The sequence below is a fragment of the Prauserella rugosa genome (assembly GCF_000719975.1).
Taxonomy (GTDB): Bacteria; Actinomycetota; Actinomycetes; order Mycobacteriales; family Pseudonocardiaceae; genus Prauserella; species Prauserella rugosa.
The window spans coordinates 266,843-283,749 of sequence record NZ_JOIJ01000006.1; the positions used below are offsets into that span (position 1 = coordinate 266,843).

Genomic DNA, 16,907 nt, shown 5'->3' on the forward strand with positions numbered 1-16,907 from the left:
GACCGACCTCAAGATGACGATCAGAGGGGGTCTCAACGAGCATCACGAGGCTCTCGTAACGACGGTCTGGACCCTTCCGGCCCACCCTGATCAGCTGGCGAGTGTGCGGTCTGGGGACCGCTGGTTCGACTCCTTCGAGGAGTCCATCCGCTATACAGCCCCGCGCGCTGAGACCGATCTGGCGACGGGGAGAACATAGGCTGTTTACACCCTCAACGACGCGGGGAGAACACAATGAGCGGGGCTGCGGGGCGTGTACCCGCCCAAGTGACGAGTTTCGTCGGCCGTGACGACGAACTGTCGGCCGTGCGGGAGTCGCTGGCACAGTGTCGCCTCGTGTCCTTGGTCGGCCCTGGGGGCGTGGGCAAGACGCGCCTGGCTGTTGAGACTGCGCGAGTGCTCGACAGCGAGGTTCCGGACGGCGCCTGGTTCGTGTCCTTGGCTCACCTGACCGACCCGGCACAAGTGGCGCAAGCAGTGGTCAATGCGCTGGCAATGAAATTCTCGACGACCAACGTCGTGGACCACCTCGTGGCCAGCCTCATGGACCGGGACATGCTGGTCGTGTTGGACAACTGTGAACACGTCCTCAGTGGTTGCCAGGCCTTCGTTGCCCGCGTACTGAGCATGGCGCCGGGAGTGCGTTTCCTGACCGCGAGCCGTCAGGCACTGGGCATCAGCGGTGAGCGCGTCGTCGAAGTACGCCCTCTGGCGGCCCCGGACCCCGACGCCGCGCTGCGGGTGCAGGACGCGAGCCGCTATCCGGCGATCCAGTTGCTCGACGAACGCGCCAGCGCGATCAGTTCCCACTACCGGCTGACCGACGAGAGCATCGACCTGGTGGCACAACTGGTGCGGCGGCTCGACGGGCTCCCGCTGGCCATCGAACTCGCCGCCGCCCGTTTGCGCTCGCTGTCCCTTCGCGAACTGCTCGAGCGGGTCAGCGACCGCTTCCGGATACTCGGCGGGGGCGATCCGACGGATCTCCCACAACACCGCACACTCCGGGCGCTGGTCGAGTGGAGCCACGAGTTGTGTTCACCGGACGAGCAACGCCTCTGGGCGCGGATGTCGGTGTTCACCGAGAGCACCGATCTGGCCTCGGTCGAGGCGATCTGCGCAGACCACGAATCCACCGACGTGGTGGATACCCTCGATGCCCTTGTCGCCAAATCCATTCTCATCACCGAGACGACGCCCTGTGGACTGCGGTATCGGATGCTGGAGTCGATCAGCGAGTACGGCCGGGAACGGCTACACGCCAGAGGCGAGGAGCAGACGCTGCGACACCGCCACCGCGAGCACTTCCTCGAGCTGGCCAACCGGGCCGGCGCCGCGTTCTGGGGCCCGGACCAAGCACGTCACCTCGCGCATTTGACGACCGAACTGCCCAACTTCGGCACGGCGCTCGACTCGTTCGGCGGTGACGATGACAAGCAGGCGCAACGGAACGCTCTGGCACTCGCCGCCCGATTACGGATTCTGTGGGTGATGGGCGGCCACTTGCAGGAAGGCCGGCGGCGTCTGGAACAGGCGCTCGCCGCTCACACCACGGCGTGCCCGGAACGCGTGGAGGCGTTGTGGTCCTGCGCCTGGGTTGCCCTCCTGCAGGGCGACCAGGACGCGACACGAGACCGCCTGGACGAATGCGCGAGCCTCAAGGCCGCCGCGGACCCGCACACCCGCAGCTTCTGCGCCACCTGGCAGGGATCGCTTGCCCTGTTCCAAGGCGATCTCGACGCCGCCGTGGAGCACTTCACCGCGGCGGCGGCCGGGCACCGCACGGAAGGTTCGGCTGAAGGCCTGCTCATGTCGCTGTTCCAGCTCGCACTGACCCACGCGTTGCTCGGTAACCCGACCGAAGCGCACCGGCTGTGCGACGAAGCGGTGGCCGGCAGCACCACCATCGGCGACGACTGGGCCCACTCCTACGCACTGTGGACCCGCGCGCACGTCGCCGTGGCCGAGGGCCGGCTCGAGGATGCGATCACAGCCGGATGTCAGAGCCTCGAATTGAGCATGCCGCTGGACAACCAGCTTGGGATCGCACTCGTGTTCGAGGTACTCGCTGTCGCCTCGGTGGCAGCAGGCCGCCATCATGAGGGCGCCACACTCCTGGGCCTGGCCGAGACGGCGTGGCGCAAGGTCGGAACCGACCTACAGGCTTTCGGTCCGCAACTCGCCAACCTCCGCGGCCAGGCCGCTGCGCGGGCCCGCGCAGCGCTGGGCGCCGCGAAGTTCCAGCAAGCGCATCGGGAAGCCGCAGGTTTCAACTACGCCCAGGTGTGTACCTATCTCGACATTCTCGCCCGCACCTACAGCGATGACGCGGACGTCGCACCAGCCTCGCCGGAACCGATAACCCTGACCCGGCGCGAGCGCGAGGTCGCGGCACTGGTCGGCAAGGGCCTCAGCAACCGGGACATCGCCGCCCGGCTCGTCTTGTCCCACCGCACCGTCGAAGGGCATGTCGAGCACATTCTCGCCAAGCTCGGTTTCCGATCACGCGCCGAGATCGCGGTGTGGGCGACCACCCGCGAACCCGCCACGTGACCGGTTCCGAACGAACCACGTGGTCCACCCACGTGGTTCCCCGGATCTCCTGACCTGAACGGCGTCACATCCTTGTGAACAGACGCGATCCGCAATGCGGATCCACACCTACAAGGAGGTAGACGTGCGTTCGATCGCCATCATCGGTGCCGGCCAAGGTGGGCTGCAGCTCGCGTTCGGCTTGCTCAGCGACGGCTATGAGGTCACGGTGTACTCCGACCGCACTCCGGAGCAGATCGCCGCCGGCCGCCTGCCTTCGAGCAACGGCCTCTTCGGACGTGCGGTCGCTCGCGAGCGCGCTCTCGATATCTGTTTCTGGGACGGCGAGCCGCCGCTGATCGAACAGACGGATGCCAAGCTCACCGACCCCGAGGGTCACCTCGCCGTCGAGTTCACCGGCCGGTTCGCCCAGTACGGGCAGTCGGTCGACCAGCGGTTGAAGTTCAGCACCTGGCTCGAGGCATTCGCCGGTCGCGGGGGCAAGATCGTCTACGGTGCGGTCGACCTGGCAGGTCTCGACGAGATCGCGGCGGTCAACGACCTCACAATCGTCGCCGCAGGCAAGGGCGAGATCGCCAAGATCTTCTCTGTCGACCAGACACGGACGACCTATCAGCGCCCGCAACGCTCGATCGGCATGATCTCGCTCATCAACACCGAGCACCCGGCACCCGACGGCGTCTCCTACAACATCCGGCCCGGGGTCGGTGAGGCGTTCGGAATCCCGATGCTCACCGCCGCCGGACCAGCCGTCACCTGGGTGATGGAGGCTCTGCCCGGCGGCCCCATGGATCGCTGGTCCCAGGCCACTACGGCCGAGGAGATGCTGGAGCTGACGAAACGCACGTTCGCCGACTTCTTCCCCTGGGAAATGGCGCGCTACACCGAGGCCCACATCTCGGACCCGAACGGATGGTTGTGCGGAGCCGTGCCCCCGCTGGTGCGTGAGCCGATCGCCCTGCTGCCATCCGGCCGGAAGGTGGTCGGCATGGCTGATGTCCTCGTGCTCAACGACCCGTGTTGCGGTCAGGGCGCCAACAACGCGAGTACGCACGCCGAGGTCATGCATCGGCTGATCCTCGACCGTGGCTCACAACCGTTCGACGAGACCTGGATGCAGGCCACCTTCGACCGGTTCTGGGACCAGGCCCAGTACCCCACGAAGTTCACGAACACGATGCTGGCCTTCAACAACCCGGGCTCCGCCCCGCCCGAGCACGCGATGGAGCTGCTCGCCACCGCGACGCAGGTGCCGGAAGTCGCCCACCGCTTCGCCAACGCCTTCAATGACCCCTCCGACCTGGAGAGCTTCTTCTACGACCCGGAATTGACCACGCGGTACCTCGCGGAGGCACGCGCACGCCACGAGTTGCGACTGCGCGGGCGCGCCGACCTGAGTGCGGCGGGAGGGAAGGGATGACGACTCTCGAGGAACGGCCGCTGCTCCCGGCAGACGACCCGCGGCATTATCGGCGCGCGCTCGGCTGCTTCCCCACCGGCATCACGGTCATGACCGCCGCGCACGCCAGCACCCGGGTCGGGGTCACCGCGAACTCGTTCGCCTCGGTCTCGCTCGACCCGCCTCTCGTGCTGTGGGCGCTGCGAACCGACTCACCAAGCCTGTCCGTGTTCCACGACGCGAGACACTTCGCCGTGAACGTGCTCGCCTGGCACCAGGAAGACCTATCCCGGCGCTTCGCCAAACCGGCCGACGACAAGTTCGACGGCCTGACAGTCACTGAAGGCCTGGGCGGTGCGCCCCTGCTCGACGGGTGCGCCGCGCGGTTCGAAACTCGTATCGCACATCAGATCCCCAGCGGGGACCACGTCCTGCTCGTCGGGGAAGTCATGCGCTACAACAACTTCCACCGCGAGCCCCTGGTCTTCCTACGGGGCGACCATCTCTGGCTCGACCAGCCCACCATCGGCTGATCGCGAGAGGAACCCACACACGCGAAACCAGCGATGCGACCGCGCTGGCGACCTCCGGAACGGATGCGAGCCATACCCGGAGCGACCACTCCTGAGCCAAACCCGCGCCCAAAGGTCGAAACCCAGCTGGGCGACCGAGTTAACATGCAGGTCAGAAGGGTGTGCGGGGTCGGACTTGAACCGACGGCCAAAGGATTATGAGGCCGCCAAATCACCCGTCAGGAGTCGATAACGTAGGTGGAGCAGCGAACCGTCGGCCGCATCGTCGCACCCGAGGCACCGTTCGGAACCAGTTCATGGACAGAACCATGGACAAGGCGCCACCCGTACGGAAAGCGTGCAGCATCGCCGGCCTCACAAGCTCCGATCTGTAGCGCAGTTCTCGGGACCGGCTGCCCGAGCGTGGGCGACCGGTCCCGAGCCTTGGGCGACTGGCGACCATGTAGCTACCGCACCGTACTGATCCGTTCGTGGCTACCGGGGAGCTTGTTCCCGTCGCGGTTGGCAATCAGGTCGGTGTGTCGAGACTCCGGTATGAGCACGACCGCGATGAACGAGATCACCGCCATAGCGGCGACGTAGCCCGCGATGACGTATCCGGACTGGGTGAGTTCGAACAGGGTCGTGGCGACGATCGGGCTCAACGCCGCACCGAACACACCGGCAAGCTGGTACCCCACCGATGCACCGCTATAGCGCACCTGTGTCCGGAACATTTCCGAGAACATCGCCGCAGTCGGGCCACCGGCCAGGCTGAGCGCCAAGCCGAAGATCAGCATGTGGCCGGCCAGCATCAGCCGGAAACTCCCGGTCTCGAACAGTGCGAACGCAGGAAAGATCAGCACTCCCATCCCGATCACCCCGGCCAGATAGACGGGTTTGCGTCCGTAGCGGTCGGACAAGGCACCGGCGAGGATGTGGAGCACTGTGCTGACGATCGCCGAGGCCATGATGACGCCGAGTACCGTGGACCGCGACGCTTCGACCACGGCCGTTCCGTAGGTGGCGAGGTAAGAGATGAAGATGTACGCCACTGTGCTCTGGACGAGGAAGGCACCGGCCACGAGCAGCACCTGTCGTGGATTCTCACGCAGTACGGTGACGATCGGAGCACGCGTCTGCTTCTTCTCGACCTGTACTGCTTGGAACGCCGGGCTTTCCGACACTCGTAATCGGACCACGAGGCCCACGGCGATCAGGACCGCGCTGGCGAGAAACGGGATGCGCCATCCGAAGCTCATGAACTGCTCGTCGGGAAGGAGCGAGACGAGGAAGAACGCTCCCGTCGCAAGGAGTGTGCCCAAGGGTGCTCCGGCTTGTGGCCAGCTGCCGTAGAAGCCGCGCCGACCCGGTGATGAGTGTTCGACGGCCATCAGTACGGCGCCACCCCACTCACCGCCGACGGCCACACCTTGCACGAGGCGCAACACGACCAGCAAGGTCGGGGCGAGCATGCCTGCCGCGGCGTGAGTGGGCAGCAAGCCGATGGCAACGGTCGACAGTCCCATGATCATCATGGAGAGCACGAGCATCTTCTTCCGGCCGACGCGGTCACCGAAGTGTCCGAAGATGACGCCACCCGCGGGGCGTGCCACGAAGCCGACTCCGAAGCTGGCGAAAGCGAGCAGTGTGCCGATGAACGGACTCGCTTCGGGGAAGAACAGTTTCGGGAACACCAGCGCCGCGGCGGTGCCGTAGATGAAGAAGTCGTAGAACTCGATGGTGGTGCCGGCCAAGCAGGCGGCTGCGACTTTCCGGACCGGTGTTTCGGATGCCGCCGGCCGCGTGAGATCGGAATCCGCGCGAGCCAGAGGTTCTTCGGACATGGCGTGTCCCTTCAGCATTGGAGGAAACAACGGGCTGTGTTGCGAACTGGAGCGGCCGTACTCGTCAGGATTGCGGTGCGGCGATGAAGTTGGTGAAGCCGCCGTGCCGTGCGGGGAGCCCTTCGTCGAGGGCGTCGTTGATCTCTTCCAACGGGAAGACGTGATGCTCGAACACGGACAGGTCCAGGGCTCCGGTGCCCGCGAGCTCGGCCATCTCCTGAGCTTCTCCGGTCGAGAACCACAGGCTTCCGAGCACGCTTTGTTGGGCGCACATCATGGCGAACAGATCGAGCTGGGGGCGTTCCATCATGCCCCCGATGTCGACCGCGACTCCGCCTCGCCTCAGAGCCGAGACCGCATGCAGGAACGACTCGGCTGGAGCGCCCGGCCCGAGAGCGTCGATGACGATGTCGACGCCGTCGCCGTCGTTGTGTTCGCGCGCCCAGTCCCGGACGTCTGCGGTGCCCGCGGGTAGGACGTCGATCCTATCCGGGGCTATCGCTTTGACATCGTCGAGCAGAGCCGCGTTCCGACCCGTGCCGAGGATCCTCGTCGCCCCGAGCGCGACCGCGTTGAGACAGGCTCCCAGACCGAGAGTTCCGCTGATGCCGTCGATCAGCACGGTACGGCCCGGCCCTGCTCCAGCTTTACGAAGTGCGGAGTAGGACGTGCCGAGGTATCCGAAGCGCGCACCCGCTTCGAAACTGACGGTGTCGGGCAGTTTCACCAGGTTCTGTTGTGGTGCGGTGAGGTACTCGGCAAGGCCGCCGTAGGGGTAGGCGTCGAAGAGTCGCTGTCCGCCCGGCCCGAAGGCGAAGTACCCCATGAAGGTGTAGTCGTCGCAGTTCTGGTCCTCGCCGCGCCGGCACGCCCGGCAGCCGCCGCAGGAGAGTCCGGGGTTGACGTAGACGCGGTCGCCCACGGAGACACCAGTGACCTGTTCCCCTACTTCGGTGACCACTCCGGCCGCGTCGAGTCCGAAGACGGCGGGCAGCTTGGGCAGCGGCAGGTAGGGAAACCACTCGGCGTACGTTGCCAGCACGTTCTTCAGGTTGGGCACGATATTGCAGGCTTTGACCGCGACGACCACATCGGTCGACCTCGGTTCGGGAACCGGAACCTGTTCGAGTTCCATGGGTTCGCCGATGGCGTGGAGGCGGGCGGCGAGCATGGTCTGCATGGGTTCTCCTGTCACGACGGTGTGGCGGAAAGAAGAGCTGTATTGCGATTCCGGTCAGTTCCGGTTGGCGAGGTCCAGCGCGACGTCGACGATCATGTCTTCCTGGCCTCCGACGAGTCCGCGGCGGCCGACTTCGACGAGGATGTCGCGTGTATCCAGTCCATACTCCGTAGCGGCGCGTTCGGCGTGCCGCAGGAAGCTGGAGTAGACGCCGGCGTAGCCGAGCGTCAGGGTTTCGCGGTCGACCCGTACCGGCCGGTCCTGCCAGGGGCGGACGAGGTCGTCGGCGGCATCTTGGAGCGCGAACAGGTCGCAGCCGTGTTGCCAGCCGTGCAGGTCCGCAGTGGCGATGAATGCCTCGATCGGGCAGTTGCCGGCTCCGGCTCCCTGTCCGGCGAGAGACGCGTCGATTCTCGTGACGCCTTCCTCGACGGCGACGACGCTGTTGGCCACCGACAGGGAGAGATTTTCGTGGGCGTGGATCCCGATCTGGGTTTCGCGTTCGAGGACATCGCGGTAGGCACGGATGCGGTCGCGCACGCCGGTCATCGTGAGTCTGCCGCCGGAGTCTGTGACATACACGCAATGCGCGCCGGCATCTTGCATCTGCTTGGCCTGTGCGGCGAGCGCGACAGGCGCAGCCATGTGCGACATCATCAGAAAGCCGGACACGTCCATCCCGAGCTCGCGAGCTGTGGCGATGTGCTGGGTTGCGATGTCGGCTTCCGTGGCGTGGGTCGCTACCCGCACGGACCGCACTCCCAGGTCGCGGGCTTTACGGAGGTCATCCACAGTGCCGATGCCGGGCAACAACAGGGTGGTCAGCTTCGCGTTGCGTACGACATCGGCGGCGGCGCTGATCCACTCGCCGTCGGTGTTACTGCCCGGGCCGTACGTCAAACTCGACCCGGCGAGCCCGTCACCGTGTGAGACCTCGATCGCGTCGACGCCGGCGCGATCGAGCGCCGCTGCGATGGCGCTCACCCGCTCCGGGGCGAGGCGGTGGCGAATGGCGTGCATGCCATCGCGCAAGGTGACGTCCTGAATGTAGAGCGGGCTCATCGAGCGACCTCCGCGGTGATGTCACGCTCGGCGAGCAGTTCTCCTGTGCGCAGCGCCGCCGACGTCATGATGTCGAGATTGCCGGCGTAGGCCGGTAGGTAGTGGGCTGCGCCCTCGATCTCGAGGAACACGGACACTTTCCACGTCGGACGGCCACGTCCCGGGGGGATCAGAGTGTCAAGAGGTTCGTCCTCGTCGACCGCATGGATCTGCACGTCCTGCTTGAGCCGGTATCCGGGGACGTAGCGCGCGACGTCCCCGACCATGGTGCGTACGCTCGCACGAAGGGCGTCGGGATCCGCATCGTCGACGAGAGCCAGCACCGTGTCCCGCATGATCATCGGCGGCTCGGCGGGATTGAGCACGATGATCGCCTTACCGCGTTCCGCACCGCCGACCACTTCGATGGCCTTGGCCGTCGTCTCGGTGAATTCGTCAATGTTCGCGCGGGTTCCGGGACCTGCCGACCTCGATGCGATCGACGCCACGATCTCGGCGTACCGGACCGGCGTCACTCGGGAGAGGGCCGCGACGACGGGAACCGTGGCCTGCCCGCCGCACGTCACCATGTTGACGTTGCCCGAATCGCGGTGCTGCTCGAGATTGACCGCCGGCACGACGAACGGTCCCAATGCGGCCGGGGTGAGATCGACGACGGTTTTGCCGTGGGGCCGGAGCTTCGCCGCGTTCGCCCGATGTGCCGTCGCCGAGGTCGCGTCGAACACGATCGCGACCTCGGCAAACTCGGGCAACGCGAGCAGGCCGTCAATACCGTCCGCTGTCGTTGCGATGCCCAGGCGCGCGGCGCGGGCGAGGCCGTCAGAATCTCGGTCGATGCCGACCATGGCACCCATCTCCAGCGTGTCCGACAGCCGGATGATCTTCATCATCAGGTCGGATCCGATGTTTCCCGATCCGATGATGGCGACCTTGGTTTTCGTCATGGCAGTGCTCCTCAGCAGGCGTGGTCGGCGCTCACGCCGGCAGTGCCGTCGTCAACCCGAATCCGGCGATGAGCTCGCGGATCGGGCGGTAGTAGCTGTACTGGACCGCGTACGGTCCTGCGGCGCCGAGGGCGGCGTAGGCTGCTATCCAGGTGCGGACCTCGTGGGAGGAGTTGCCGGCGGTGCGGGTCATCTCCTCCGGGGTCCACGCATCAAGCGGCGAAAGATCGCCGGAGGCGAGGATTCGCAGCAGCTCCTTGTCCCACTCCGGCGCGAGATCCTGGATCGTGGCGGTGCCGGCAGCGAACTCCCGCGCGGCATCGATCACGCGTTGTTGTCTTGCGGCGCGTGCATCGGGGGAAAGCGGTCCGCCGTCGCCGAGTAGCATGCTTCGCTGGTCGGGTGTCGCGGTGGCCAGCCGTGGTACCGGCGGGTCGTGCGAGAGTCCCCCGGAGGCAATCAGCAGGACTTTCTCGTCTCGCGTGGCCAGGAAACGGCCGATGGCTTCGCCCAGCAGCCGCACCCGGCTGAGCGGCGTGAACGGGGGCGCGACCGAATTCAGAAACACCGGGACGAGCGGTTTCGCGGTGATGTCGCCGTAGAGGATCTCCATCGGCTGTACCGCGCCGTGGTCGACCTGCATGTCCAACGACACGGCCAGGTCGATGCCCTTATCCAACACGTACTCGGCCAGTTCACGCGCGAGTTCCTCGGGCACGTCGAGCCGTCCGGCTTGGCTGCCGTAGTCACCGATACTCTCGGCCGAGTAGCCGATACAGAACGGCGGCATCAGCCGGTAGAAGAAGCCGTTGTAGTGATCCGGCCCGAAGTTCACCACAATGTCGGGGTCGAACTCGCGCACGAACGTCCGTGCCTGCTCGAACGCGTTTTCCAGTTCAGCTGACACGTCCGGAGCGAGCTCGACGTGATGGAGCAACGGGCTGTGGCTGGTGGCCACGAGCGCCAGGCTCATGCCGTACCCCCGTTCCCGCAGCCCAGCAGGAAGTCCAGATGGAGCCGATTGAAGGTCGGGGTGTCCTCGTACTGGGGCCAGTGCCCGCAGTTCTCCATCACGGCCAGCTGTCCGTTCGGGATCAGGGACGCGATCCGCTTCCCTTCCTCGACCGGGCCGGAGGGATCCTTGGTGGTCCAGATGACCAGTGCTTCGGCCCCGATGGCCCGCAGGTCGTCATCGGAGAGCATGTTCCGTTGACGGATTTCCAGGTCCTGCAGCGCCATGTTCATCTCACAGGCCTTGGGCCAGTCCGGCTGCTGGAAGATCGCCTGTCGGGTGCGGATGAGGTCGTCGGTGACCATCGACGGGTCGGCCATCAACCATTCCAAACGGGCCTTGACCCGCTCCCACGAAGGGTCCTTCGCAGCTTCCATCGAGAGGGTGTAGAGCCGTTCCATGACCTTCGGATCGGCCCGAGTTCCACCAGGTGTGTTCAGGACGATCTTCTCGACCCGTTCCGGATGCTCGATCGCGTAGCGCGCGGTGACCCATCCGCCCAGGGATTCGCCGCTGAAGTAGGCCGTGTCGACCCCCAGCGCGTCCAGGACGTGGTTGACCTGATCGATGTAGTGCGGAATCTCCAGCGGGTAGTCCGGTTTGGACGAGTAGCCGTGCCCGATGAAGTCGATCGCCCAGACGGAGAAGTGCTGCGCGTGCGCCGCAAGGTTGCGCACGTAGGCTTCGGCATGCCCGGTGATTCCGTGCAATAGCAGCAGAACCGGCTTGGATGTGTCGCCGGCGTGCAGGTAGCGCGTGCGGTACGGCCCTGCCTGCAGAAACCCTTGGCTGAACTCGACCTGATTGAGGTCGTCCCAGACACTGGTGTACGGACGGGTTGTCATCGAGGTACTCCCTTGTTCAGCACTGCGGAGAGCGCGTTTTCCAGTTCGTGCAACGCGAGCGCGTCGTCCCAGACGGACGCCGACCGCCGCCACGCGACGTAGCCGTCGGGGCGCACGAGAATCGCGCCCGCTTCGTCGACCTCCCGGACGGCCCGCCAGTACCCGTACGGGTCGAGCACTCCGTCCTCACCGACGACGATCGTGCGCAGGAAGGGGAGGTCGAGTTTCGTCGCGGCGTTCTTCCACGCCTGGCCACTGAGACCGGTCAGTAGCGTCATCCGGCCACCGCCCACGAGGTCCAAGGTCGAGACCCGCTTACCGTCACGACCGACCAGCCACGCGTGCGGCAGCTTGGCTCCAGGCCGCGTGGTGGCCTGCAGGTACAGCTCCGGATCACGCTCCCACCGCTCAGGACCGGCGGCCGAGTCAGGGATCACCGCATCAGATGTGTATCGCTGGTTCAGCTCGACGCCGTGCGCGTTGAACTCCGTGTTCTTCAGTTCCAGGGCCTCATACAACCGCTCGCGAAGCGCGACGCCCTCGGAGCTCGCTTCCTTCAGTTTCACCAGACCGTCCCGAACCGGGTCGTCGCTGTCACCGGCGAACCACTCGCGCAGGCCCGCGTAGTCCTTGCGTGACTGGTTCGCCCTGGCCACCACCTGTTTGCCCACCGGCATGCGCTCCGGGGTGTACGAATCCAGCAGACCCGGGCCGGCGTGCCCCTGCACCACGTAGGCGACCTTCCATGCCAGGTTGTGCGCGTCCTGGATCGAGGTGTTCGAGCCGAGCCCGCTGGACGGCGGATGCCGGTGGACCGCGTCGCCTCCGCAGAACACACGCCCCGACTGGTAGCTCGTTGCGTACTGCTGATTGACGTACCAACACGACCTGGACACGATCTCCGCGTCCAGGTCGGGGTCACCGACGAGCGTTCTGATCTGTTCGAGCACGACGTCCTCGGACAGATCCGGCTCGCCGTCGGCCATGTCGAAGCCCCACCCGGCGATCCATTGATGCCAGGGCTTGATCGCCCGCAACAAGCCCATGCCGATCTCGCCGAAGCCGGCCTTCGAATTGAAGATCCAGTGCAGAATGCTCGGGCGGTGTTCCACGTACCGGCTCAAGTCCGCATTGAAGAGGACGTATGCCGTTCCGGCGCGCGCCAGCTCACCCTCGAAGGGCAGCCCGATCTGCTCGGCCACGCGCGACCGTGCCCCGTCGAACGCCAGGAGATAGCGCGCCCGTTGCTCGAACACGTACCCACTGCGCACATCCCGGAATCGCACGGTGACACCGGACTCGTCCTGCTGGTGGTCCAGATACTCGGTGTGGAAACTGATGACCGCGCCGCGTTCAGCGGCATTCTTGATGAGTACGGGCTCCATCAAGGGCTGCGGCACATCCAGCATCGTGCACGGGCTGCCTTGCAGGTAGTCGCCGTACCGCCGATCACCGGTGCCCCAGGTCTGCAAGCGAATGATCTCCTCGCCCGCGAGACTGGTGGTGAACAGCGTATCGCCCATTTGCTCCCACGGTGTGGCGTACTTGCGTGCTTCCTGTTCGACACCGAGATCGCGCAGCACCTCGACCGCGCGCTGGTTGGTGATATGCGCTCGCGGGGAGTTCGCCACCCAGGGAAACATCGACACCGCATGCACGCGCACGCCGTAAGTCGCCAGCGCCAGAGCGGCCGTACCTCCGGCAGGACCGAGGCCGACCACGACGACGTCGGTGTCAAAACCCTGATCGTCCCGGCAGAACGGCACGAACTGGGGCTCAGGGAGATTTGGGGCATCCATGACACATTTCTCCAAGAATCGAGCGCGGCGTGAGCGTCCGCTCGCCGCTGGCTGTACTGAAATGCTAGTATTTCAGTACAGCTGACACAAGACCCGTCTCCGCATTTCTCGGACTAGCGCCTGGCCGCGAACTCCGCCACCACGCGACCGATGCCGGTGATCGTGGCCGTGTAGGTCTCGCCCGGCACGACCGGGACCATCGGGCCGAGCGCTCCGGACAGCACGACGTCGCCGGCCCGGAGCGGCTCACCGAGCTCCTGTTTGGTCCGTGCCAGCCAGCACAGTGCCGCCACCGGGTCGCCCAGGCACGCGGAGCCGGTGCCACTGCTGAGGCGTTGACCACGCGCGTCGGTCATCGTCATCTCGATCGTCCGCAGGTCCTGATCTCGCAACGGAATGCGCTCCGCGCCGAGGACGAACAGTCCACTGGAGGCGTTGTCGGCGACGGTGTCGACGATGGTGATGTCCCAGTCGGCCACGCGGCTGTCGACGATCTCGAGCGCGGCCACCATATCGCCCGCGGCCTTGCGAACGGTCGTTTCATCGAGCGGGCCGTCCAGGTCACCGGAGAGCACGAACGCTACCTCGGCCTCGATGCGCGGCTGCAGGAGCCGACGACTGTCGATGACCTGCCCCTGAAGGCACACCATGTCGTCGAACAGCACGCCGAAGTCGGGTTGGTCGACACCGAGCTGTTGCTGCACGGACGGGGCAGTCAGGCCGATCTTGTGCCCGACCGGGTGCGCTCCGCCTGCAATTCGGGACGCGGTCAGAACCTGCTGTACTGCGTAGCCGGTGGCGGGGTCACGACTTGGCAGCAGGTCGCGTACCGGGGCGCACGGGATTCGGTGACGCCGCGCCTGGTCGAGCCTGGCCGCGGCGTTCTCGATCCTCGTCGAGTCAATGTGGGTCATGATTGTTCTCCATGTCCGTGAGCCCGCCGCGCCTGGCGCCGCCCATGGACGACTGTTCGGTATCACACGGGCGCGGCAGCGGACTGCGCAGTCATCGCACCGAGGACTTCGTCGGCGGTGACCACCTCGGTGAGCAGTCCCAGCGACTCCAGGGAGGCAGCGTGCGCGGTCTCGGATCCGGCCGAGCAGGCGTCGGATACGACGAGGGTGCGGTAGCCCAGGTCGGAGGCCGCGCGGGCAGTGCCCTCCACCGACACGTTCGTGGCGACTCCCAGCAGCACGACGGTGTCGACACCGGCTCCGCGCAACACAACGTCGAGTTCGCTGGCGTGGAAGCCGGTCACGCGCTGATGGGTCACGACGACGTCGCCATCGTGCGGCGCGGTTTCGGGTGCGAGGTCTGCGCCGACTCTGCCGTCAATGAGACATCCGACCTGCGCGACCATGCCGAGCAGAGGTGAGTTCGCGACGAGATCCGGGTAACCAGGCCGGAACGCCACCCGGGTGTACACAACCTTCGTGCCCGCTCGGCGTGCGCCGTCCAACACGCGACGCGCTGTGTCGAGCACATTCGTGCGCTCGACCTCGGCGCGGAAGAACTGCGCGAATGCACCGTCGGCGCCGACGATGTCGTTCTGCAGGTGCACGGCCACAACCGCGGTGCGGCCGGGATCGATTGAAACCATTTGGAGACAGTCCTTCCTGTCAGGCGTCGGCGAGGATGGAGGAGCCGATGTCGGCGATGTCGCGTGAAGCGGTGAAGGGGTTCGACAGGAAGACACTGACCATGTCGCACCCCGAGTCGAGCATCAGCTGAGTCTTTTCCCGTAACTGGTCCGGCGTGCCATACAGACACCAGTAGTCGACCAGCTCCTTGGTGATCAGCGGGCGGTGAGCGGGATCCAGCCCGCGCAGGTACTTCGCCCAGACATCCAGGTGATGCGGAGCGTCCTCCGCTGCGGGGTCGCCGAGGTAGGCCATGGCCGCCTCCGTCGAGGCGTTGACGATGCCCTCACCGAGCTCGTCGACGTGCTCGCGCATGAACCCCGCGTTGGTGATACAGGAGCTGATGGGTCCCGAACCAAATCCCTCATCGATTCCGCACTCCCAGTCCTGCCCTGGACGCAGCTGATAGAACCAGGACAGTGCCACGAGCTTGACCGAACCGGGCGGACGTCCTGCATCGGCGACGGCCTTGTCCAACTCCCGGCGTACCACGCCGATCATGTCCGGCTTCGGGCCGAGGCAATAGGTCATGTAATCGGCATGCCGCGCGGCGAGCGCGAGCCCCTTCGGGCCGCCTGCCGACATCCACACCTCGACCGGATCCGCCAGGTTGTACCAGATCCCGTTCGAATCAAGGAACTCGATCTCACGGTCTTGCCCCAACCACTGATGCGACACCCGCTCCCCGGCGAGCAGACCACGAATCGTCTCCAACGCCGAATCCATTTCCGACATCTTCGCGGGACGACTACCCATGGACCGAAGAGCGTTGTTCGCCGTGCCGATCCCCAAGAACGTGCGCGCTGGCGCCAGTGCGTTCAACGTCGCGATGGAGTTCGCAGTCACCGGTGGAATACGGGTCAACGGATTGGTGACCCACGTCCCCAGCTTGATCGACGACGTCTGCTGCGCCGCCAACGCCAGATACTGATACGGATCACTGAAGAGCAGAGGCCCCTCACCGACACCGAAGTGACTCGCGCCGGCGTCCTCCGCCTGTTTCGCCAGGTCGACGTTGTCGATCTTGGCGCAGGTGCCAATGCAGAACTCCATCAGCTGCTCCTTTGCGGCTCCGAGTTCTTCGTGCGATCACAGCATCCCGGGCGACCGGCATGCTCCATCAGAAGAATACTGGAATGCTAGCGTGTTAGCATCACAGTACGAGCCGGGGTTCGCGGACACAAGAGGTGACTGACATGCCAGTTCCGTCGACGGAGGTACGGAGCGGCTACGCTGGCGCCGTGGATCTCCCCGAAGCAGCCGGTTCTGCCCTACGCAAGTCGGGCAGTCGCCTCAACAACGCCGTCTACGACCAGCTCAAGGACAGGCTCATGGAGGGCACCTACGCCGCCGGTGAGCGACTGTCGGCCGAAGCGCTGCGCGTCGAATTCGGCATCAGCAAGCAGCCCGTGATGGAAGCTCTACGCCGCCTTGCAGGCGACGGCATGGTCGAGATCGTCCCGCAGGTCGGCTCCCGCGTGATGACCTACCACCTGCGCGAGGTAGCCGACTTCTACGTCATGTTCGGCGGGTTCGAAGGAACCATCGCCGGAATGGCCGCACAACGGCGAACCAACGCACAACTCGAGGAGCTCGACTCGATCTCCGACCGGGTCGATGCACTGCGAGCGGACGCCGACCCCGGCAAGCGCTCCCGTGGCTACCGCGTGTTGAACCGCGAGTTCCACCACGCCATCCACGCCATGGCACACTCACAGATCGCGGCCGAAACCAGCCGCCGCCTCTGGGACCTGTCGGACTTTCTCATCAACACCACCGGAATCCCCCAACCCCTGAGCAGCGCGCTCGACGGTCGGCACGCCGACCACGAACAGATTCGAGAAGCCATTCACGCCCAGGACCCGGAATGCGCGCGCCGCGAGATGGAACGACACATCGTCACCACTGTCGACGTCATCCACAACGAGGCCCGCGCAGCCGAGAACGTGGACGCCTCCTAACACGTCGCGCTGACGCCGACACCACCAACCAGCCCAGGGCAGACCATTCCGGGGCTAAGAGCGTGTCTCGTTTGGATCTTGACCCGTCGTCCGGGATGATCGTCCATTGTGGTTGATGCGTTGTCGTGGCGGTTGGTTCCTGATGAGTTGTGG

The 16,907-nt window shown here is 65.7% G+C and carries 14 protein-coding genes; 4 read left to right on the forward strand and 10 right to left on the reverse strand.

The genetic code is table 11. The annotated features are described in order from the left end of the window. Window positions 1-234: 234 nt before the first annotated feature. The 3 genes from IF64_RS0111375 to IF64_RS0111385 all read left to right on the forward strand — a co-directional run bounded on the left by IF64_RS0111375 (window position 235) and on the right by IF64_RS0111385 (window position 4,485). Window positions 235-2,553 (forward strand): ATP-binding protein, encoded by a 2,319-nt coding sequence (locus IF64_RS0111375; RefSeq protein ID WP_030532038.1) that lies wholly within the window; start codon window positions 235-237, stop codon window positions 2,551-2,553. A gap of 124 nt (window positions 2,554-2,677) precedes the next feature. After that, window positions 2,678-3,973, forward strand: a complete 1,296-nt coding sequence (locus IF64_RS0111380) for a styrene monooxygenase/indole monooxygenase family protein (RefSeq protein WP_030532039.1) — start codon at window positions 2,678-2,680, stop codon at window positions 3,971-3,973. After that, a complete protein-coding gene (locus IF64_RS0111385) occupies window positions 3,970-4,485 on the forward strand; it encodes a flavin reductase family protein (protein WP_030532040.1) in 516 nt (171 codons plus the stop codon). The genes IF64_RS0111380 and IF64_RS0111385 overlap by 4 nt, the downstream gene beginning before the upstream one ends. 446 nt (window positions 4,486-4,931) lie before the next feature. Here the strand turns inward: IF64_RS0111385 and IF64_RS0111390 are convergent, their stop codons facing one another. The 10 genes from IF64_RS0111390 to IF64_RS0111435 form a co-directional block, all read right to left on the reverse strand. Then, complete coding sequence (locus IF64_RS0111390; protein ID WP_084705796.1) at window positions 4,932-6,329, reverse strand: MFS transporter; 1,398 nt, start codon at window positions 6,327-6,329, stop codon at window positions 4,932-4,934. Window positions 6,330-6,375: 46 nt separating this feature from the next. Further along, on the reverse strand, window positions 6,376-7,491 hold the full coding sequence (locus IF64_RS0111395; protein WP_030532042.1) for an alcohol dehydrogenase catalytic domain-containing protein: 1,116 nt from the start codon (window positions 7,489-7,491) through the stop codon (window positions 6,376-6,378). Between the two features lie 54 nt (window positions 7,492-7,545). Further along, the gene (gene dmpG, locus IF64_RS0111400; protein WP_030532043.1) at window positions 7,546-8,553 is read right to left on the reverse strand and encodes a 4-hydroxy-2-oxovalerate aldolase; all 1,008 of its coding nucleotides are present in this window, start codon (window positions 8,551-8,553) and stop codon (window positions 7,546-7,548) included. Further along, complete coding sequence (locus IF64_RS0111405; RefSeq protein ID WP_030532044.1) at window positions 8,550-9,497, reverse strand: acetaldehyde dehydrogenase (acetylating); 948 nt, start codon at window positions 9,495-9,497, stop codon at window positions 8,550-8,552. The genes dmpG and IF64_RS0111405 overlap by 4 nt, the downstream gene beginning before the upstream one ends. Window positions 9,498-9,528: 31 nt before the next feature. Next, on the reverse strand, window positions 9,529-10,470 hold the full coding sequence (locus IF64_RS0111410) for a 3-carboxyethylcatechol 2,3-dioxygenase (protein WP_030532045.1): 942 nt from the start codon (window positions 10,468-10,470) through the stop codon (window positions 9,529-9,531). Continuing rightward, window positions 10,467-11,354 (reverse strand): alpha/beta fold hydrolase, encoded by an 888-nt coding sequence (locus tag IF64_RS0111415; RefSeq protein ID WP_030532046.1) that lies wholly within the window; start codon window positions 11,352-11,354, stop codon window positions 10,467-10,469. The genes IF64_RS0111410 and IF64_RS0111415 overlap by 4 nt, the downstream gene beginning before the upstream one ends. Further along, window positions 11,351-13,153: an FAD-dependent monooxygenase gene (locus IF64_RS0111420; RefSeq protein WP_051757740.1), complete on the reverse strand. Its 1,803-nt coding sequence runs from the start codon at window positions 13,151-13,153 to the stop codon at window positions 11,351-11,353. Before IF64_RS0111420 ends, IF64_RS0111415 begins: the two co-directional genes overlap by 4 nt. A gap of 113 nt (window positions 13,154-13,266) precedes the next feature. After that, entirely contained in the window at window positions 13,267-14,067 is an 801-nt protein-coding gene (locus tag IF64_RS0111425) for a 2-keto-4-pentenoate hydratase (RefSeq protein ID WP_030532048.1), read from the reverse strand. 62 nt (window positions 14,068-14,129) lie between these two features. Further along, on the reverse strand, window positions 14,130-14,753 hold the full coding sequence (locus tag IF64_RS0111430) for a cysteine hydrolase family protein (protein ID WP_030532049.1): 624 nt from the start codon (window positions 14,751-14,753) through the stop codon (window positions 14,130-14,132). 19 nt (window positions 14,754-14,772) lie between these two features. Then, complete coding sequence (locus IF64_RS0111435) at window positions 14,773-15,846, reverse strand: LLM class flavin-dependent oxidoreductase (RefSeq protein ID WP_030532050.1); 1,074 nt, start codon at window positions 15,844-15,846, stop codon at window positions 14,773-14,775. A gap of 188 nt (window positions 15,847-16,034) precedes the next feature. Here IF64_RS0111435 and IF64_RS0111440 point away from each other — a divergent pair, with 188 nt between their 5' ends. Further along, window positions 16,035-16,754: a GntR family transcriptional regulator gene (locus IF64_RS0111440; RefSeq protein WP_030532051.1), complete on the forward strand. Its 720-nt coding sequence runs from the start codon at window positions 16,035-16,037 to the stop codon at window positions 16,752-16,754. Window positions 16,755-16,907: the final 153 nt, after the last annotated feature.